Source organism: Kitasatospora phosalacinea (genome assembly GCF_000716545.1).
In the GTDB taxonomy this organism is placed as follows: Bacteria; Actinomycetota; Actinomycetes; order Streptomycetales; family Streptomycetaceae; genus Kitasatospora; species Kitasatospora phosalacinea.
Map to the genome: position 1 here is coordinate 43,682 of NZ_JNWZ01000024.1, position 18,246 is coordinate 61,927.

Sequence of the window (18,246 nt, forward strand, 5' to 3'; positions counted from 1 at the left end):
GTACCGAGTCGGGCGGCCTTCACCCGTCGCGGCGCTGGGGGCGGGCGTCGGCACCGTCCCCGCCAGGCGCCGGCGCGTGCCCGCTGTCGGCGCCGGCCGGGGCGCGGAAGACCAGCAGGTACCGCCAGAACAGGAGCCGCCGCATCCTGGCGCCGGGCAGCAGTCCGGCGGCTTCCCGCCGCGTCCGCGCGTAGGTCATCATCGGCGGCGCCACCGGTGCCCGGACCGCGTCGGGGCCGGCCGGGCGGGTGCCGCGGATCCGTTCGGCGAGCGCGACGGCGGTGCGCGCGGCCGCGTTGACGGGGACGGCGGCCAGGCTCCACAGCCAGTCCGTCCGGGACTCCTCCGGGTAGCAGCCGAGCACCACCAGGACCCCGCCGGGCGCCAGCGACTCCCGCAGCGTCCGAACGGTCTCGAACGGCATGTGGTGGAGGCTGGCCAGGCAGGAGATGAAGTCGTAGTGCGCCCGGGGCAGTTCGACCCGGGTGACGTCGGCGTGCCGGAACCTCGGCGCCCGGCCGTCCGCCCCCACGGCGGCCAGTGCCCGAGCCGCCTCGATCGCCTCCGCCGAGGGGTCGACCGCGTCCACCTCGATCCCCGACGCGGCCAGCCGCCGGGCGAAGCGGCCCGTTCCACAACCGACGTCCAGCGCGGTGCGGCAGCCGGGCGGGAGGTGGCGCAGCAGCAGGCGGTGGTAGTGGTCGTTGTGGTTGAAGGGCATGCGGCACACCCTGCCACAGGCCAACTCCCTTCCCTCAGCAGGATTCACCGCGTCCACACCGCTCGGCGCCCGCCGAAGACGGCCGCCGACGGTCCGGGCCCGGCGGGCCGGCCGTACCGGGTTCAGCCGCGTGCTCCGGGGGTGGCGGCCGCGCCGTCCCGCTGCACCCGGTCGGCCAGGGCGGCCGTGGCGGCCGCGGCCCGGATCATCGCCTGCTCGTCCCGGCCGCGCCGCACGACGACGGGCTTCCGGCCAGGTTGCCGAGCTCGGCGATGGCGTCCTTGGCATCCTGGTGGGCGGTGTCGATGACCTGGCGGGCGGCCTCCGGGAGGTCGTCGCCGAGGGCGGCCTTGGCCAGGCCGAGGTTGACCGCCATCGCCACCAGCCGCTGCTGGGCGCCGTCGCGCAAGTCCCGTTCGATCCGGCGGCGTTCGAGGTCTGCCGCGTCCACCACTCCGGCCCGGCTCGCGGCGAGGTCGTCCGACCCGCTGTTCGAGCCGCTCGGCGCGGCTCGGGCCGAGCAGGGCCGTGGCACCCCGGGTGTCGGCCCGGGGGAGGAGGCCCGCCGGCCTGGCGTCGGCCCAGAGCGCGGCCAGGCCCGTGACGGTGAGGCAGGCGGCCCAGGTGGTGTACCCGAGGTGGGCGACCTTCCAGGACAGCGGGAGCAGCATCGTCCACGCCAGCGCGGTGGACGCCGCCAGGCCGGCGAGCAGCAGCGCCAGGACGGCCGGCGCTCCCGCCCCGACCAGCGGGCCGACCAACAGGTGGTAGGCGATCCGGCGCCACGCCGGACGGGCGGCCCGGCTGCCCCGGCCGGGCCGCGGACCGCGGGCCGCGGGCCGCTGCGGCGCGGTATCTCGACGCCGAGCAGGGACCGGAAGCGGAGGCGGTGGACGGCGGTGGGCAGGAGCGCCGGCAGCAGGAGCAGCGCGCAGCAGAACCCGGCCGCCTGCGCCGGCACCCCGGCCGCCAGGAAGGTGATGTGCCGCCGTGGCGCCCCGAGTTCGCCGCCGAACCGCTCGACCGCACGGGTAAGGATTCGCATGCCGTCACGATAGCGGTGCGTGTACCGAGGGTCCCCCATGCAGGCTTCCGTCTTGATGGTGTATCCAGCACCACCGAAAAGACGGTAGGAGGCTTCAGAGACAGGGCTTTCCCGATCGGCGAACCTTGGGACCGACGACGCCGAGCCGGTTCGATCACCGCTTCGGCCAGCCGACATGACGCGACGTCAGGAAGTGGAGGAACTGGTGATGGGTGTTCGTTCGGTGCTCGGCAGGCCGGGGGTGCGCTGGGGCGCGGCCGCGGCGGCCGCAGGTGCGGCGGCCTGGTCCTGGTGGGCGTTCGACTCCGCGCCCTACCCGTACGCGCAGCACCGGCTGCTCGACCTGCCGCTGCCGCTGCTCGGCCAGCGGCGGCTGGAGTCGCTGCTACGGCCGCAGCGCGGCGAGCGGGTGCTGGAGATCGGGCCGGGCACGGGGCTGCAGTCCTTGCGGACGGCACCGCGGCTCGGCCCCGAAGGGCGGCTCGACGTGGTCGACGTCCAGCAGGAGATGCTCGACCACGTGATGGCCCGGGCCGCCCGGGAGGGCGTCACCGGCATCGTCCCGACCAGGTCGGACGCCGGCGCCCTGCCGTTCCCCGACGGCGCGTTCGACGCGGCGTACCTGGTGACCGCCCTCGGCGAGACGCCGGATCCCGGCACGACGCTGACGGAGCTGCGCCGGGTGGTGCGGTCCGGCGGGCGGGTCGTGGTCGGCGAGTTCTTCGACCGGCACCAGGTCCGCCGCACCGCCCTGGCCCGCCACGCCAACGCCGCCGGGCTGCACGTCACGGGGCTGATCGGGCCGCCCTTCGCCTACTTCGCCCGGCTGGAGCCGTGCCGTTCCGCCAGGGGCCACGACACCCCGCCGTCGGAGGCCCACATACCGGAGGCCCACATACCGGGGGCCCACCTGCCGACGGCCTGCGCACCGGCACCGAAGGGTCACCGACCGGAGGTCCGGCTGGCGGGGCCTCACCCGGCGGTCGGGTAGCCGATCTCCGCGATGTCCTCGGCGAGCTCGGTGAGGTCCAGCTCCGGGTTCAGCGCGCGCACGACCTCCCGGGTGAGCGGCCGCTGGGCGTACACGTGACGGACGGCCTCGAGGTCGACGCCCACCTCGTAGTACTCCTCGGCGAAGCTCCGGTACGCCTCGGGGCGGCCGTCCAGCAGCAGTTCGAACAGCCCGGCGGCGCCGCCGTCCTCGTCACCGCCGCCCGGCACGGGGGCGGGCTCGCTCGCCCGCCAGGCGGTGTCGGCCGCCTCACGCCAGAAGCAGACCGTGGCCTCCAACCACCCCTCCCCGTCGGAGAACGCGGGTTCCTCGACCTGCGCCCGGAACGCCTCCGGCACCCCGCCGAGCAGCCCGGGCCACGGCCCCGCCGCTCCCCGCCCGGCCGGGCTCAGCGCGGACTCGTGGTCGAATCCGCGGGCGAAGGCGCCCGCCGCCGTGAAGACGATCGAGTACTCGTTCCCGCAGCCGTCCCGCATCGAGGCCATCGTCTCCCTCGGCGCCCACCGGGAGTCGCACGAGTAGTACCTGTCCTCCCACACCGGGCTCAGGATCGCGTCCAGCACCGCCAGGGCGCGGCAGCGCTCCAGGACGACCGGGGTCTCGGGCAGACTACTGATCAGTTCGGCTACGTGCACCCGCCCATTCGAACACCCCCCGCCGACAGCGCCGGCCGTAGGGCCAGGCGCGGTGTTCGCCGCCCCCGAACGGCGGGCCCGGAGCGGTTCCACGGCGGCGGTCCGGCTCCCGGCCGGGCTGGTAGATTCCCGGACAGACCGGCCCGCACGCCCCGTGTCCCGCCACGGCGCGCCCCGGTCGGGGAGACCGGGGAGGCACTCTTGGCCGCAGGACGGATGCTCGCCGCGCGCTACCGGCTGGACGAGCCGATCGGGCGCGGCGGGATGGGCGAGGTCTGGCACGGGTGGGACGTGGCACTGGAGCGCCGGGTGGCCGTCAAGCTGCTGTACGCCGACCCGTACGACCCGCGCGGCACCGAACTGTTCCTCAACGAGGCCCGGATCGCGGCCCGCCTCACCCACCCCGGCATCGTCACCGTCCACGACCTCGGCCACGAGCCCGACGGGACAGCCTACCTGGTGATGGAGCTGCTCACCGGCACCAACCTGGCGGTCCGGCTCCGGACGGCCGGGCCGCCGCCGGTCGCCGAGGCGGTGAACTGGACGCTCCAGCTCTGCGACGCGCTCGCGTTCGCGCACGCCGAGCGGGTGGTCCACCGGGACTTGAAGCCCGCCAACCTGTTCCTGGACCGGAACGGCAGGCTGACGATCCTCGACTTCGGCATCGCCAAGTACCGCGAGGGCCGCTCCGACTCGCACAGCCGGGTGATGGGCACCGTGGCGTACATGCCGCCGGAGCGCTTCCACGGCCGCTCCGGCGACCACCGGGGTGACTTGTACGCGCTCGGCTGCGTCCTGTTCGAGTTCCTCACCGGCCTGCCGCCGTTCGGCACCGGCGACCCCGTCCCGCTGATGCTGCGCCACATCTCCGAACCGGCCCGCCCGCCCGGCCCCGAGGCGCCCCGCCCGCTTCCCCCGGAGCTCGACCGCCTGGTCCTCGACCTGCTCGCCAAGGAACCGGACGAGCGCCCCCGGTCCGCCGCCGAGGTCATCGACCGGATCCGCCACCTCTCCGCCGAGACCTCCGGAGCCGCGGACGTGCCGACGGGGCGGGACACCGTCCGGCTGCGGCCACCGGCCGCCCCGCCGACGGCCGTGACCGTCCCGCTGCCCGCGCCGGCACCAGCACCAGCACCAGCGGTCACGCCCGCCCCCACGACAGTGCCCGCACCCGCACCCACACAGACGCTCCCCGCCGACACCGTGAAGGCAACAGCGGTGGCCACGGCGGTGGCCACGACCCCGCTCCCCCGCCAGCCCCCACGACCTCACCCCCAACCCCAACAACCACAGCTCCCGGCGGACGCCGTCCCGGGCCCCGGGCTGCACGCCGAGGAGTCGGTGTACGTCGACTGGATCCGCACCCTGCACGCCGCCGGCCAACTCCCGCCGCCGGAACGGATGCTGGCCCGGTACGGCCGTGGCTACCAGTCCAGCGCCTGGGTCGGCGCGGTGGCCCGGGCCTGGCCGGCCGCCGGTCTCGGTGCGCTGCTCGCCACCTACGAGAACGCCCGGCTGCCGCACCTCGCCAACGAGATCGTCCGCAGCATCCCCACCCACCGCGAGAGCGCCGAGATCCCCGCCGTCCTCGCCGGGATGCGCGACGCCGGGCAGGAGCGCCGGCTCACCGCGCTGGCCGCCGCGTTCGAGGCCGGTGGCACCGACCAGGAACCGCCCGCGCCGGTCCCGCACGCCCAGCGGGCCGTTCCCGTCAGCGCGGCGCGGGCGGCGCTGTTCGCCCAGTTCGCCCACCGGGTGCGCGCCGTCGTGGCCCGCCGCTCGGCCCCGGTACCGCAGCGGCGGGCGGCACCGCCGTTCGCCGCGGTCGTGGCGGCGGTGGCAGCGCTCACCTGGGCCGGGTCCGCGGACGAGGCTTCGTTCCTCGACTGGATCCGCTCGCAGCCCTCGGACGAGGGCCGGTTCCGGGCGGAGTGGCTGCCGACGCTGCACCAGGTCCAGCACCCGGGTATCTCACCGGACGACCTGGTGTCGGCGGTCGCCCGGGCCTGGCCGGCCGCCGAACTCGGTGCGGTGGTGAAGTCCTTCCACGCCACCGGGCGGTTCCCGGTCGCCGAGCGACTGGTCCTCCTGGCCCCCTCGACGCGGACGCCCGAGGAGTTCCCCGCGCTGGTCACCGGGTTCCGGCGGGCCGGTCAGCACGGACGGCTGGAAGCCCTGCTGTGGGAGACGAGCCGGCTGCCCCAGCCGTTCGCCGTGTCGGTCGCCACCGCCCTCTCCGCCGCGGGCGACGCCGACGCCGCCGAAGCGGTCCTGCACCCCCGACCGATGACCGTGGGAGAGCACCGGAACCTGCTGCTCAACCGCGGCCCACTCCGCTGACCGTCCCGCCCTCCCAGCCCCGTCCCTCCCAGCCCTCAGCCCCTCCCCCTACCGTGCGGTGTCGCCCAGCGCGCCCCGCATGCGGTCGATGAGGTCGATGAACTCGGAGACCGGTAGTTCGACGGTGAAGGCCCGGTCGGCGTGCTCCGGTCAGCGGGGGTGCCGGAGCGGTGGGAGGAGCCGGACGAGCGGTTCCGGCGCGCGGGGTCGCCCGGCGGACGGTCAGGAGCCGTCCGCCGCGCCCTGCTCGTAGGCGGCCATGGTCCGGACGAACAGCGCGCGTTCGGCGGGGGTGAGCGGGGCGAAGGCGGCCTGCCAGGAGACGGCGCCGTTGGCGAGCCAGCGTTCGATGGCGGTGCGGGTGGCGGGGTCGGCGGTCAGCGAGACGATGGTGCGCCGACGGTCGGCCGGGTCGGGGCGGCGTTCCAGGACGCCCTGGCGGGTGAGGTCGCCGACCATCAGGCTGGCCGTGGTGTGGGCGACTTCGAGTCGTTCGGCGAGCGCGCCGACCGGCATCGGGCCGTCGAAGACCAGGTAGGCCAGCAGTGAAAGGTGCCGGGGCGCGAGGTGGAACCCGGCCAGTGCCTCGGGGACGGCGATCCGCTTGACCCGGGCGGCGACCCGGGGCATCAGCAGCAGCATCGCCCGGACGGCGTCGTCCGCGGACAGGCCCTCCCCGACGGAAGCGGAAGCGGGGACGGCGGCGGAAGCGGACGGGTCGGTCATCCGTCCTCCCGGGTCAGTGCACGCACGGTGCGCGTGCGGTACGCGTGCGGTACGCGTCGAGGTCCGGCGCCGCGGTTGCGGGGCCGGACCTCACGGTACCGGACAGCCGGTCAGCGCTCCGGGTGCGGGGCGGACACGGCGAGCAGGTGTTCCTCCTCGTAGGCGAAGTGCGCCTCCAGACCGTCGGTGAGCCGGTCGAGTTCGGCGCGCAGCGCGGCGGGGTCGTCGGCGCCGGGCGCGGCGAGGTGCGCTTCGAAGCGGGCGAGCGCGTCGGCGACGGTGCGGTGGTCGGCGCGCAGGCGGGCGATGACGGGGGCGAGTTGCGGGTACTGCCGCTGGAAGGCGGTGAACGCGCCCTCCTCGCGGATGTGGTGCATGTCGAGTCCGTGGCAGAAGCTCAGGCAGCGTGCGCGCAGCTGGGCCGCCAGGTCGGGGCCGGGAGCGGGATCGGCACCGTCCAACCGGCCGTGCAGGTCGGCGCCGTCCAACCGGCCGTTCAGGTCGGCGAGTTGGCGGCGGAGGTCCTCGTGGTGGAGCCGGAGCCCGGCGACGATCGCGGCGGGCAGGCCGGGGTCGCCGGAGAGGTCGAGCGGGTGCAGGGCGATGACCGGGATGGCCCGGCCGGCCCGGCCGGCGTACTCGGCGAAGGCGGGGACGCGGCGGGCCTGTTCGGCGTACTGGCGGGCGCGTTCGTCGGGGTCGAGTTCGACGGGGCGGACCGAGTGGGCGGCGATCCCGCCCGCGCCGTCGGGGAGTTCGGCGGTGCCGCCGCCGGCGGCGAGCAGGTTGCGGTACCAGAGCGGGTGCTGCGGGGCGCCGCCGTTGGAGCCGAAGACCAGGTAGCGCCCGGCGTCCTCGCGGTAGACGAGCGGGGTGGTGCGGGGTCGGCCGGTGCGCCGTCCGGCGGTGGTGAGCAGTAGCAGGTCGGAGAAGCCGTCGACCTTTCCACCGTTGGCCCGGAACTGTGCGATGACGTGCTGGTCGAAGCCCTCGGCCATGGTGCGTGCCTCCCCGTTCCGCGCGGCCCGTGACCGGTGCCGCGACGATTCATATTTGCCAGCAAATACAATTTAGGCGCGTCCCGACCTGCCGGTCAACACCAACATCCGCTCCGCACACGTCCTTCGAGTCCTGTAGGCACGGGGGTTGACGTGACCGCGCAGACGCCCCTAACTTCACGTCTTGAAAAAGGTCCAGACCAGAGCCGACAGGGCTGTTGGCCACCACCACTGATCCCCCGTCAGGGGGACGTTCCGCCCTGCCCGGACCACTCCGGACGCTCCCTCAGGCATCGCTTCGCGTTCACTTCATGAACGAGTGGACGTCGTCCCCCACGAGGAGCCGCCTTGATCCGCACCCGCAGCAACTCCCGCCTCCGCCCCCGCCCCCGCCTCCGCGCCGCGGCGGCCGCCGTCGCGCTGCCCGCCACGGTGGCCGGCCTACTGGTGGCCGGCGCCGGCCAGGCCGCGGCCGCCGCCAACGCCGGGCCCGGCTTCCCGGCGCACTACGCGGCGCCGTACCTGGAGACCTGGAACTCGCCGAACACCCTGGCGGACGCCCGCAACAGCGGCGGGCTGAAGTACGTCACCCTCGCCTTCGTGATCAGCGACGGCAGCTGCAACGCCACCTTCAACGGCAACACCCCGATCACGGACGCCGGCTGGACCAGCGCGATCAACGCGCACCGGGCGGCCGGCGGCGACGTGATCGCCAGCTTCGGCGGCGCCTCCGGCACCGAGCTGGGCCAGGCGTGCACCAGCGTCTCCACCCTCCAGGCCCAGTACAAGCGGGTGGTGGACGCGCTCAACCTGACCAGGATCGACCTGGACGTCGAGGGCGGCGCGCTGAACGACACCGCCGCCAACGACCGCCGCAACCAGGCGCTGGCCGCGCTCCAGCAGGCCCAGGCGGCCGCGGGCAAGCGGCTGGACGTCAACTACACGCTGCCGGTGAGTCCTTCGGGGCTCGAACCCAACTCGATCAGCCTGCTGAACAACGCCAAGAGCCGCGGGCTGACCGTCAACGCGGTCAACATCATGACGATGGACTACGGCTCGCCGATGGACATGGGCCAGGCCGCGATCAGCGCCGCCAACGGCCTGCACACCCAGCTGGGCCAGATCTGGACGTCCAAGACCTCCGAGCAGCTGTGGGCGATGGAGGGCAACACCCCGATGATCGGGGTCAACGACACCACCTCCGAGGTGTTCTCCACCGCCAACGCGCAGACCCTGGAGTCCTTCGCCGCGTCCAAGGGCATCCAGCTGCTCGCGTTCTGGGCGGTCGGCCGCGACAAGGCGTGCGCCACCACCGGCACGCTCTCGGACAGTTGCAGCGGCACCCCGCAGTCGGCGTACCAGTTCTCGAAGACCTTCAACGCGATCACCGGCGGCTCCACCACCCCGCCGCCGAGCGGCCGCACCGGGCAGATCACCGGCTACGGCGGCAAGTGCGTGGACGTGGCGGCCGCGAGCTCGGCCAACGGCACCGCGGTGCAGCTCTACGACTGCAACGGCACCGCCGCCCAGCAGTGGACGGTCGGCACCGACGGCACGGTCCGGGCGCTCGGCAAGTGCCTGGACCTGACCTCCGGCGGCACCGCCAACGGCACCCAGGCCCAGCTGTACGACTGCAACGGCACCGGCGCGCAGCAGTGGCAGGCGCAGGCGAACAAGACCCTGGTGAACCCGGCCTCCGGCCGCTGCCTGGACGCCACCGGCCCGTCCTCCGCGAACGGCACCCGGCTGCAGGTCTGGGACTGCTTCGCCGGCGCCAACCAGCAGTGGAACCTGCCCTCCTGACCTCCCGTCGACCTGAGAAAGGAGCGACCCCCATGCGCAGCAGCAGGAAGTTCCTCCCGCTGACCGCCACGGCCGGCCTGCTGGCCTCCGCCACGGCGCTGTTGGCCCCGGCCCCGTCCGCGCTGGCCGCCGTCCCGACCGGGGCGACCACCCTGGTGGCGCAGAACTCCGGCAAGTGCGTGGACGCCGCCGCGGCGGCCACCGCCGACGGCACCGCCGTCCAGCAGTACGCCTGCAACGGCACCACCGCCCAGCAGTGGCAGGTCCAGGACCTCGGCACCGGCTACGTCCGGATCAACAACCAGAACGACACCTCGAAGGCGCTGGACGTCACGGACGTCTCCACCGCCGACGCCGCCAAGGTCCAGCTGTGGACGTACGGCGGCGGCCTGAACCAGCAGTGGCAGGCGGTCGCCGAGGCGGGCGGCGCGTACCACTTCGTCAACCGCAACAGCGGCAAGTGCCTGGACGTGCCGAGCGCCTCCACCGCCGACGCGGTGCAGCTCCAGCAGTACACCTGCAACGGCACCGCCGCGCAGTCCTTCACCTTCGGGAGCACCGTCACGAACCCGCCCGGCACGCCCGACTTCGGGCCCAACGTGACCGTCTTCGACCCGTCGACGCCCGCCGCGACCGTCCAGGCCAAGCTGAACGCGGTCTTCGCCCAGCAGGAGACCAACCAGTTCGGCGCCCAGCGCCAGGCCCTGCTGTTCAAGCCCGGCAGCTACGGCGTGGACGCCAACGTCGGCTTCTACACCCAGGTCGCGGGCCTGGGCCTGTCGCCCGACGACGTCACCATCAACGGCGCGGTGCACGCCGAGGCGGACTGGTTCCAGGGCAACGCGACGCAGAACTTCTGGCGCTCCGCCGAGAACCTGTCGGTCAACCCGACCGGCGGCACCGACCGCTGGGCGGTCTCCCAGGCCGCGCCGTACCGCCGGATGCACGTGCGCGGCAACCTGCAACTGGACGACGGCGGCTGGTCCTCGGGCGGCTTCGTCGCCGACTCGAAGATCGACGGCCAGGTCCGCTCCGGCTCCCAGCAGCAGTGGCTCTCGCGCAACGCGCAGTGGGGCAGCTGGACGGGCTCCAACTGGAACATGGTGTTCGTCGGCGCCGTCAACGCGCCCGCCAACTCCTTCCCCAACCCGCCGTACACCACCGTGGGCCAGACCCCGGTGGTCCGCGAGAAGCCCTTCCTGTACGTCGACTCCGCGGGCGCCTACAAGGTGTTCGTCCCGGCGCTGCGCTCGAACACCTCCGGCACCAGCTGGGCGGGCGGCGCGCAGCCGGGCAGCTCGCTGCCGATCGACCAGTTCTTCATCGTGAAGCCGGGCGCGACCGCGGCCGACATCAACGCGGCGCTGGCGCAGGGCAAGAACCTGCTGTTCACGCCGGGCGTCTACCACCTGAACCAGACCCTGAACGTCAACCGCGCCGACACCGTGGTGCTCGGCCTGGGCCTGGCCACCCTCGTCCCGGACAACGGGATCACCGCCGTGAACGTCGCGGACGTGGACGGCGTCAAGCTGGCCGGCCTGCTGATCGACGCCGGTACGGTCAACTCGCCGGTGCTGATGCAGATTGGCGCGGCCGGCTCCTCCGCCGACCACTCGGCGGACCCGACCTCGCTGCACGACGTGTTCTTCCGGATCGGCGGCGCGGGCGTCGGCAAGGCCACCCAGTCGCTGGTGGTCAACTCCGACGACGTGATCGGCGACCACATGTGGCTGTGGCGCGCGGACCACGGCAGCGGGGTCGGCTGGACCAGCAACACCGCCGCCAACGGGCTGGTCGTCAACGGCGACGACGTCACCATGTACGGCCTGTTCGTCGAGCACTACCAGCAGACCCAGGTGATCTGGAACGGCAACGGCGGCCGCACCTACTTCTTCCAGAACGAGCTGCCCTACGACCCGCCGAACCAGGCCGCCTGGACGAACGGTTCGACCCGCGGCTACCCGGCCTACCAGGTCGCCCCCGGCGTCAGCACGCACGAGGCCTGGGGCCTGGGCTCCTACGCCTACTTCAACGTCAACCCGGCCGTGGTCGAGGACCACTCCTTCGAGGCCCCGAATCGCTCCGGCGTCCGCTTCCACGACATGGTGACCGTCTCGCTCGGCGGCACCGGCACCATCGCCCACGTCATCAACTCCACCGGCGGCCCGTCCAACTCCACCACCAACGTGGCCAACCTGGTCGCGTACCCGTAGACCCGGCCCCCACCGGAAGACCGGGGCCGCCCCTCCGTGCGGGAGGGGCGGCCCCGGTGCTCGCGGCGGCCGGGCCGGCGGCCGGCGAACTTCCTGACCCTCCGTCAGTCCTCCTTCACGGCGAGCCGCTTGGGCAGACCCGCCAGGGCGAGCAGGGCGCCGAGGGCACACAGGACGGCGGTGGTGAGGGCGGCGGTGTGCACGCCGTTCAGGAAGGCGTGGTGGGCGCCCTCGGTGACGGCGGCGCGCAGGTCGGCGGGCATGGTGCCGGTGACGGGGGCGACGCCCATCGCCACCGCGTCCTTGGCGGACGCCAACTGCCCGGCGGTGTCGGCCGGGACGCCCGCGGCGGTGAGCGCGCCGGGCAGGGTGGCGCCGACCCGGCTGCCGATCAGCGAGACCAGGACGGAGGTGCCGAGCGCGCCGCCGACCTGCAGCGCGGTGGACTGCAGACCGCTGGCCACCCCGCCGTCGCGCACCGGGGCGCTGCCGACGATGGCGTCCGAGGAGGCCGACATCACCATGCCGACGCCGAGGCCGATCAGCACGAACGGCGGCCACATCGCCGCGTACGGCGAGTGCGCGTCCCAGGTCAGCAGGCAGAGCGCGGCGACGCCCTCCAGGGCCATGCCGAGCGGCATCGTGAAGCGGGAGCCGAGGCGTCCGGTCAGCGCGGCGCCGAGCGGGGCGGCGACCACCGAGGCCAGGCTGAGCGGCAGGGTCCGCACGCCCGCCTGGACGGGGGTGAGGCCGCGGACGTTCTGCAGGTACAGCATCAGGAAGAAGATCACGCCGAGCAGCATGAAGAAGTTGACCGCGGTGACCACCGTGCCGATGCCCAGCGCCGGGCTGCGGAACAGCCGCATCGGCAGCAGCGGGTGCTCGACCCGCGTCTCGTGGCGGACGAACAGCGCCAGCAGCGCCAGGCCGGCCGCGATCGCGCCGAGCGTGCCGGCCGAACCCCAGCCCCAGCTCTCGCCCTTGACCACGCCGAACACCAGCGCGACCAGGCCGAGCGCCAGCAGCAGCACGCCCAGCAGGTCGAAGCGGTGCCGGCCGCCGGCGTCCCGGCTCTGCGGCAGCACCAGCGCGCCGAACGCCAGGCCGGCCAGGCCGATCGGCAGGTTGATGAAGAACACCGACTCCCAGTTGACGTGCTCGACCAGCAGGCCGCCGACGATCGGGCCGAGCGCGGTCGAGCAGGACGCGACCATCGCCCACAGGCCGACCGCGGTGCCGAACTGCCGGGGCGGGAAGACCGCGCGCAGCAGGCCGAGCGTGTTGGGGATCAGCAGCGCGGCGCACACGCCCTGCAGGGCGCGGAAGGCGATGACGCCGCCGATCGAGCCGACCACGCCGATCAGCACCGAGGCGACCACGAAGCCCGCGACGCCCGCCAGGTAGAAGGTGCGGCGGCCGAACCGGTCGCCCAGCTTGCCGCCGAGGATCAGCAGCGCGGCCATCGCCAGCAGGTAGGAGTTGGTGACCCACTGCAGCCCGGCGGTGGAGGCGTGCAGGTCGCGGCCGATCTCCGGGTTGGCGATCGAGACCACCGAGCCGTCCAGGTTCACCATGAACAGGCCGACCGCCACGGCCACCAGGGTCAGCCACGGGTTGGCGCGCGGCCCGCCGGGAGCGGATGCGGGAGCGGGTGCGGGAGGGGAGTGCGCGGGCACGACGGGGTGCCCCGCCGGGGAAACGGGCATGGAACTGCCTTGTCTGGACGAGTACGAGTACGAGTACGGCTACGGGTACGGCTATGGAAGGAACGCCGGCGGTTCGTCAGCCGGCGGTGCTGGTGCCGCTGGTGCTGTCGCCGTCGACGGCGTACAGCAGCGCGGTGAGCGCCTCCAGCGCGCCGCAGGCCGAGCCGAGCGCGCCGCGCTGGCCGTCGGTCAGGGCGGCGAGCAGCTGCGTCAGGTGCGCTTCCTTCAGGGCCCGCGCCTCGGCGAGGCGGCCCAGGGCGAGGGGCGTCGGGTGCAGGTGGGCGACCCGCTTGTCCGCGCTGTCCGCCCGGCGTTCCAGCAGGCCCTGCTCGGTGAGCTGGGAGACCAGCGCGCTGACGTTGTTCGGCTTCATCTGCAGCACCCGCGCGCTCTCCCGCACCGTGGTGCCGGGCCGTTCCTCGACCAGCCACAGCAGGGCGAGCTGGCCCTCGGAGAGCGCCGGGTGCGGGAAGTCCCGCGCGAGCCGCCGTTCCAGGGCCCGGTTCAGGGCGGGCAGCAGCGCCACGAGCACGGAGGCCGTGGGGTCCGCGTCGCCGCCGGGGGCGCTGGAGTCGAGCACGGGCCCCACTTTAGGTATGCATGGATACCTATGTCAACGTACCCATCACGCGTCGGCAGCACCGGCTGCCCCGGCGCCCCCGGTGGCCCCCGCCGCCCGCTCCGCCGCGCTGCGCAGCACGCAGAACTCGTTGCCCTCCGGGTCGGCCAGCACCGCCCAGCCCGTGCCGTCCGGGTGGCGGTGGTCGCCGACCAGGGTGGCACCGAGCGCCAGCAGGCGCGCCACCTCCGCGTCCCGCCCGGTGTCGTCCGGGCGCAGGCACAGGTGGACCCGGTTCTTGACCGTCTTGGCCTCGGGCACCTGGTTGAAGTACAGCACCGGCCCGCCCTCCGGGGTCACCTGCGTCTCCCGGTCGCCCGGTCGGCACTCCGGGTCGACCGGGCCGCCCGTCACCTCGCTCCAGAACCGGGCCAACCGGTAGGCGTCCGCACAGTCGATCGCCACGTTCTGCACCGTCGAAACCATGTCCGCGAGTCTCCCCGCCGGTGGCCCGGCGCGCGACCCGGCCGCGCCGGGGGCCGGAACCGCCCGGCATGGAGCCGCCGCCGCCGGGTATCAGGCGCAGGCACGGAACGGGGAGCCGGGGATCGGACGCGCGAAGGGGAGGACCTCGACGGTGGGCAACGGACGGACGGCGGAGGCCGGGCAGGGGAAGCCGGAGCGGGCGGGCATCGACCCGGCGGGCGGGAGCGCCTCCCCGTGGCACTGGCAGCACTGGAAGCACCGGCTGTCCCGACGGCCCGAGCCCGTCGAGTCCGAACCCGTCGAGCCCGAGCCCGTCGAGCCCGCGCCCGTCCCCACCGCCCGGCGGGCGGAGCGGTCCGGGCAGCCGTTCCTGCACCGTTCCGGGCCGGTGTCCGCCGTCGTCCGGTGGCTGATCCTGCTGGCCGGCCTGGTGCTGACCGTGGTGTTCGCGGTCGGGCTGGCCCGGGTGACGCTGGTGCCGGAGCCCGGCGCGCAGAGCCTGGTGCACCCCAACTTCCACCTCGGCGCCTCGCTCCGCGCCTACCTGGACCAGCCCGCCGTCCGGGCCGCGGTGCAGCAGGTCGGCGGGAACGTCCTGCTGGGCATGCCGTTCGGCGTGCTGCTGCCGGTGCTGTTCCCCCGGCTGCGCAGCGTCCTGGCCGCGACGGCGCTGACCGCGCTGGTGATGGTCACGGTCGAGGCGGCGCAGGGCCTCCTGGTGGAGGGCCGGGCGTTCGACGTGGACGACGTGCTGCTCAACACCTTCGGCGCCCTGCTCGCCCACCTGCTGCTGGGCCGCCGGATCGGCCGCGCCCTGTACGAGCGGCGCTGACCCTGAGGGGTGGGCGTTCGCCCGGGACGGCGTGCCCGTCCCGGGCGGGGAGGCCGCGGCTACCCGTGGTCGTAGACCGTCACCGGTATCCCCTGGTCGGTGAGGCGGGCGGTGATCAGCGGTTCGATCCGCTCCCACTTGCCGCCGGCCAGGCCGCAGCCGATCCGGGGCATGTGGACGGAGGCGCCGAGGCGCCGGGCTTCGGGGGCGAGCCTGGCGAGCGCGGCGTCGATCGCCTCGTAGCGGACGGGGACACCGGTGGAGCGGGCGGTGCGGGTGCCGCGCTGGCCGATCATGTTGGCGACCCAGAGGTGCGGGGTGACCTGGACCAACTGGAGGGCGCCGAGGGCGAAGTCGTTGCGGGAGCGCTCGCGGTGCCAGCGGCGGTAGGCGGCTTCGGGTTCGGGCCAGCGGCGGGAGAGGGCGAGGACGAATCCCTTGCCCCAGCCGCCGAGGTCGTTGCAGACGTGGGCGATGACCCGCGGGCCCTTGCCCCGGGGCGCGGTGGCGTCCCCGCGCAGGTAGGTGATCGTCTCGGCCATGCCCACCATCCTGGCAGCCGCCGCCGACGGTGCGCCCCGATCCGCCTCGGCCCTCGCGCCGACCTTCGCGCCGACCTTCGCCCCGACCGTCGCGTCAGCCGTCGCGGCGGCGGTCCTTCAGGCGGTCCAGGGAGTCGACGTACTTGAGCATCAGGCGGGCGAACTCCAGGCGTTCGCCGTCGGCCCAGTCGGCGGTGATGTACTCGAACGCGGAGCGCTGGTGGCGGCGGAAGCGGGCCATCAGTTCGGTGCCCCGGGGGCTGAGGTGCAGGACGGTGCGGCGGCCGTCGTGCTGGGAGGCGGCGCGGAGCAGGTAGCCGGCCTTGATGTTGTCGGTGACCATCCGGCTGGCGACGGAGGGATCGACGGCGAGGAGTTCGGCGATCGCGCCGACGGTGACCTCGGCCTCGGAGTCGCGGGTGTGCTCCAGGACGAGGTTGAGCACCAGGGTGCGGCTGAGGTCCTTGGCGGAGATGGGGTGCTCGACGTCCAGCAGCGAGGTGCGGCGCAGCTTGCCGAAGGCGGGGCCGACGGCGTCCAGCAGTTCGTCCGCCGCGGGGTGCGGCCGGTGGGCCTCGTTCTTCGTCATGCGCCCATGGTAGGCGCGCAACCCCGGCCAGGTGCATGGGGGAACACATAAGTGCGTTGCTTCGCAATTACGTGCATGACAGCATGTATCTGCGAGCGAACGCGCGCACTCTTCTCTCCCGGGGGTTCCCATGACCGTTCTCGTCACCGGCGCACGCGGCAAGGTCGGCCGCGCCGTCCTGGAGCGGCTGCACGCCGCCGGCCGGCCCGTCCGCGCCGCCAGCGCCCGCCCGGCCGAACTCGCCGTCCCGGCCGGGGTGGTGGGCGTCGAGCTGGTGCTGAACCGGCCCGCCACCTTCGCCGCCGCGCTGGAGGGCGTCCGCCAGGTGTTCCTGTACCCGGAGCCCGCGGGCATCGACGCGTTCACCGCGGCCGCCCGGGCGGCCGGCGTGGAGCACGTCGTGCTGCTGTCCTCCTCCTCGGTGCTCGCGCCGGGCGCCGAGAGCGACCCGCTGGGCGCGCACAACCTGCGGGTCGAGCAGGCGCTGGCCGTCTCCGGCCTGCCCACCACCCTGCTGCGGGCGGACGCCTTCGCCAGCAACGCGCTCGGCTGGTGCGCGGCGATCGGCGCCGGCCTGCCGGTCGAACTCCCCTACCCGGAGGCCAGCCTGGCCCCGGTCCACCCGGCGGACGTCGCCGACGTCGCGGTGGCCGCGCTGTCCGGCCCCGAGCTGCGCGGCCGTGCCGTCACGCTCACCGGCGGGCAGCGGCTGACGCTGCGCGAGCAGGTCGGCGTGCTGGCCGACGTGCTGGGCCGGCCGGTCCCGGTCGAGACGGTCACCCGGGCCGAGGCCGAACGCCAGTTGGGCCGTTTCATGCCCGCCCCGTTGGTCGGCTCCCTGCTCTCCTTCTGGGCCGCCGCCAGCACCACCCCCGCCACCATCGGCGACACCACCCGCACCCTGCTCGGCGTCCCGGAGCGCACCTTCCACCAGTGGGCGACCGAGCACGCGGCCGCGTTCACCGCCGGCTGACGCCCGGTCACCCCCCGCCCCCTCCGGGGGAGTCGGCGGGTGCTCAGGCCAGCGCCGGGATGACGTGCGCCCCGTACGCGTCGATGACGGCCTCGCGCGCGTCGTGCATCGCGTACAGCGCGAACTGGTCGACGCCCAGGTCGCGCAGGGCGCGCAGCTTCTCGACGTGGGCGGAGACCGGGCCGAGCAGGCAGAAGCGGTCGACGATCTCGTCGGGCACGAAGGCGGTGTCGGGGTTGTCGGCCCGCCCGTGGTGGGAGTAGTCGTACCCCTGGCGGTCCTTGATGTAGTCGGTCAGTTCGTCGGGGACCATGCCGGAGTGCTCGCCGTAGCGCGCCACCAGGTCGGCGACGTGGTTGCCGACCATGCCGCCGAACCAGCGGCACTGCTCGCGGGCGTGCTGGAGGTCGTCGCCGACGTAGGCGGGGGCGGCGACGCAGACGGTGACGGCGGCGGGGTCGCGGCCGGCCTCCTCGGCGGCCCGGCGGACGGCCTTGATCATCCGTTCGGTGAGGTAGGGATCGGCGAGTTGGAGGATGAACCCGTCGGCCTTCCGCCCGGCGAGGGCGAGCGCCTTGGGGCCGTAGGCGGCCATCCAGACGGGCAGCTTCCCGTTCTCGATCCAGGGGATGCGGACCGGGCTGCCGTCGACCTCGGCTTCCCGGCCCTCGGCGAGGTCGCGGATGGCGTCGATGGCGGCGCCGAGCCGGGCGAGCGTGTTGGGGCGGCGTCCGGCCACCCGCATCGCCGAGTCGCCGCGGCCGATGCCGCACACCGTCCGGTTGCCGTACATGTCGTTGAGGGTGGCGAAGGTGGAGGCGGTGACCTCCCAGGTGCGGGTGCCGGGGTTGGTGACCATCGGGCCGACGCGGAGTCGTTCGGTGTGCTCCAGGATGCGGCTGTGGATGACGAAGGGCTCCTGCCAGAGGACGGCGGAGTCGAAGGTCCAGCCGTGGCTGAAGCCGGCCCGTTCGGCGCGGCGCATCAGTTCGACGACCTTCGCGGCCGGCGGGTCGGTCTGCAGGACGAGTCCGAAGTCCACTGCGGGGGCTCCTCGCGGAAGAGA

18 protein-coding genes are annotated in these 18,246 nt (G+C 74.2%); 7 read left to right on the forward strand and 11 right to left on the reverse strand.

The genetic code is table 11. The features are described from left to right. Positions 1-19: 19 nt before the first annotated feature. Positions 20-721, reverse strand: a complete 702-nt coding sequence (locus OO48_RS14570; RefSeq protein ID WP_051732128.1) for a class I SAM-dependent methyltransferase — start codon at positions 719-721, stop codon at positions 20-22. 205 nt (positions 722-926) lie between these two features. Continuing rightward, complete coding sequence (locus OO48_RS38300) at positions 927-1,172, reverse strand: histidine kinase (RefSeq protein WP_051732129.1); 246 nt, start codon at positions 1,170-1,172, stop codon at positions 927-929. A gap of 173 nt (positions 1,173-1,345) precedes the next feature. On the opposite strand from OO48_RS38300, the gene OO48_RS38305 reads away from it, so the two are divergent. Further along, complete coding sequence (locus OO48_RS38305; protein WP_157845454.1) at positions 1,346-1,492, forward strand: hypothetical protein; 147 nt, start codon at positions 1,346-1,348, stop codon at positions 1,490-1,492. Positions 1,493-1,974: 482 nt separating this feature from the next. Continuing rightward, positions 1,975-2,757 (forward strand): class I SAM-dependent methyltransferase, encoded by a 783-nt coding sequence (locus tag OO48_RS14580; protein ID WP_209439484.1) that lies wholly within the window; start codon positions 1,975-1,977, stop codon positions 2,755-2,757. Here OO48_RS14580 and OO48_RS14585 read toward each other — a convergent pair. Next, on the reverse strand, positions 2,739-3,413 hold the full coding sequence (locus tag OO48_RS14585; RefSeq protein WP_033216067.1) for a hypothetical protein: 675 nt from the start codon (positions 3,411-3,413) through the stop codon (positions 2,739-2,741). The two genes, OO48_RS14580 and OO48_RS14585, sit on opposite strands and share 19 nt — an antisense overlap. 201 nt (positions 3,414-3,614) lie before the next feature. Between OO48_RS14585 and OO48_RS35165 the strand changes: the two genes are divergently transcribed. Continuing rightward, the gene (locus tag OO48_RS35165; protein ID WP_157845455.1) at positions 3,615-5,753 is read left to right on the forward strand and encodes a serine/threonine-protein kinase; all 2,139 of its coding nucleotides are present in this window, start codon (positions 3,615-3,617) and stop codon (positions 5,751-5,753) included. A gap of 222 nt (positions 5,754-5,975) precedes the next feature. Here the strand turns inward: OO48_RS35165 and OO48_RS14595 are convergent, their stop codons facing one another. Next, positions 5,976-6,479 (reverse strand): MarR family winged helix-turn-helix transcriptional regulator, encoded by a 504-nt coding sequence (locus tag OO48_RS14595; protein ID WP_081952120.1) that lies wholly within the window; start codon positions 6,477-6,479, stop codon positions 5,976-5,978. Between the two features lie 110 nt (positions 6,480-6,589). Continuing rightward, positions 6,590-7,477 (reverse strand): nitroreductase/quinone reductase family protein, encoded by an 888-nt coding sequence (locus tag OO48_RS14600; protein ID WP_033216069.1) that lies wholly within the window; start codon positions 7,475-7,477, stop codon positions 6,590-6,592. A 348-nt stretch (positions 7,478-7,825) separates the two neighbouring features. On the opposite strand from OO48_RS14600, the gene OO48_RS14605 reads away from it, so the two are divergent. Continuing rightward, on the forward strand, positions 7,826-9,280 hold the full coding sequence (locus tag OO48_RS14605; RefSeq protein WP_033216071.1) for a chitinase: 1,455 nt from the start codon (positions 7,826-7,828) through the stop codon (positions 9,278-9,280). Between the two features lie 32 nt (positions 9,281-9,312). Then, on the forward strand, positions 9,313-11,493 hold the full coding sequence (locus tag OO48_RS14610; RefSeq protein ID WP_033216073.1) for an RICIN domain-containing protein: 2,181 nt from the start codon (positions 9,313-9,315) through the stop codon (positions 11,491-11,493). A gap of 104 nt (positions 11,494-11,597) precedes the next feature. Here OO48_RS14610 and OO48_RS14615 read toward each other — a convergent pair whose 3' ends face one another. The 3 genes from OO48_RS14615 to OO48_RS14625 form a co-directional block, all read right to left on the reverse strand. Further along, positions 11,598-13,199, reverse strand: a complete 1,602-nt coding sequence (locus OO48_RS14615; protein ID WP_033216075.1) for an MFS transporter — start codon at positions 13,197-13,199, stop codon at positions 11,598-11,600. Between the two features lie 76 nt (positions 13,200-13,275). Beyond that, a complete protein-coding gene (locus OO48_RS14620; protein WP_051732132.1) occupies positions 13,276-13,779 on the reverse strand; it encodes a MarR family winged helix-turn-helix transcriptional regulator in 504 nt (167 codons plus the stop codon). Between the two features lie 45 nt (positions 13,780-13,824). Then, the gene (locus OO48_RS14625; protein ID WP_051732133.1) at positions 13,825-14,244 is read right to left on the reverse strand and encodes a VOC family protein; all 420 of its coding nucleotides are present in this window, start codon (positions 14,242-14,244) and stop codon (positions 13,825-13,827) included. A gap of 151 nt (positions 14,245-14,395) precedes the next feature. Between OO48_RS14625 and OO48_RS41020 the strand changes: the two genes are divergently transcribed. Next, positions 14,396-15,076 carry a VanZ family protein gene (locus OO48_RS41020; protein ID WP_342449647.1) on the forward strand — a complete coding sequence of 227 codons (681 nt, stop codon included), beginning with the start codon at positions 14,396-14,398 and terminating at the stop codon, positions 15,074-15,076. Between the two features lie 59 nt (positions 15,077-15,135). Here OO48_RS41020 and OO48_RS14635 read toward each other — a convergent pair whose 3' ends face one another. Beyond that, positions 15,136-15,618 carry a macro domain-containing protein gene (locus tag OO48_RS14635; RefSeq protein WP_033216077.1) on the reverse strand — a complete coding sequence of 161 codons (483 nt, stop codon included), beginning with the start codon at positions 15,616-15,618 and terminating at the stop codon, positions 15,136-15,138. 94 nt (positions 15,619-15,712) lie between these two features. Continuing rightward, the gene (locus tag OO48_RS14640) at positions 15,713-16,207 is read right to left on the reverse strand and encodes a MarR family winged helix-turn-helix transcriptional regulator (RefSeq protein WP_033216079.1); all 495 of its coding nucleotides are present in this window, start codon (positions 16,205-16,207) and stop codon (positions 15,713-15,715) included. A 130-nt stretch (positions 16,208-16,337) separates the two neighbouring features. Here OO48_RS14640 and OO48_RS14645 point away from each other — a divergent pair, with 130 nt between their 5' ends. Beyond that, positions 16,338-17,180 (forward strand): NAD(P)H-binding protein, encoded by an 843-nt coding sequence (locus OO48_RS14645; protein WP_033216081.1) that lies wholly within the window; start codon positions 16,338-16,340, stop codon positions 17,178-17,180. Between the two features lie 43 nt (positions 17,181-17,223). Here OO48_RS14645 and OO48_RS14650 read toward each other — a convergent pair whose 3' ends face one another. Further along, positions 17,224-18,222, reverse strand: coding sequence for a TIGR03842 family LLM class F420-dependent oxidoreductase (locus tag OO48_RS14650; RefSeq protein WP_033216083.1), 999 nt, complete (start codon positions 18,220-18,222; stop codon positions 17,224-17,226). Positions 18,223-18,246 lie beyond the last annotated feature (24 nt).

What these genes read in the sequence shown, in the direction of transcription:
- OO48_RS14600 (WP_033216069.1), bottom strand. Translation starts at nt 7,477, where the DNA reads ATGGCCGAGGGCTTCGACCAGCACGTCATCGCACAGTTCCGGGCCAAC.
- OO48_RS14570 (WP_051732128.1), bottom strand. Translation starts at nt 721, where the DNA reads ATGCCCTTCAACCACAACGACCACTACCACCGCCTGCTGCTGCGCCAC.
- OO48_RS14625 (WP_051732133.1), bottom strand. Translation starts at nt 14,244, where the DNA reads ATGGTTTCGACGGTGCAGAACGTGGCGATCGACTGTGCGGACGCCTAC.
- OO48_RS14610 (WP_033216073.1), top strand. Translation starts at nt 9,313, where the DNA reads ATGCGCAGCAGCAGGAAGTTCCTCCCGCTGACCGCCACGGCCGGCCTG.
- OO48_RS14645 (WP_033216081.1), top strand. Translation starts at nt 16,338, where the DNA reads ATGACCGTTCTCGTCACCGGCGCACGCGGCAAGGTCGGCCGCGCCGTC.
- OO48_RS14640 (WP_033216079.1), bottom strand. Translation starts at nt 16,207, where the DNA reads ATGACGAAGAACGAGGCCCACCGGCCGCACCCCGCGGCGGACGAACTG.
- OO48_RS14635 (WP_033216077.1), bottom strand. Translation starts at nt 15,618, where the DNA reads ATGGCCGAGACGATCACCTACCTGCGCGGGGACGCCACCGCGCCCCGG.
- OO48_RS14580 (WP_209439484.1), top strand. Translation starts at nt 1,975, where the DNA reads ATGGGTGTTCGTTCGGTGCTCGGCAGGCCGGGGGTGCGCTGGGGCGCG.
- OO48_RS14595 (WP_081952120.1), bottom strand. Translation starts at nt 6,479, where the DNA reads ATGACCGACCCGTCCGCTTCCGCCGCCGTCCCCGCTTCCGCTTCCGTC.
- OO48_RS14615 (WP_033216075.1), bottom strand. Translation starts at nt 13,199, where the DNA reads ATGCCCGTTTCCCCGGCGGGGCACCCCGTCGTGCCCGCGCACTCCCCT.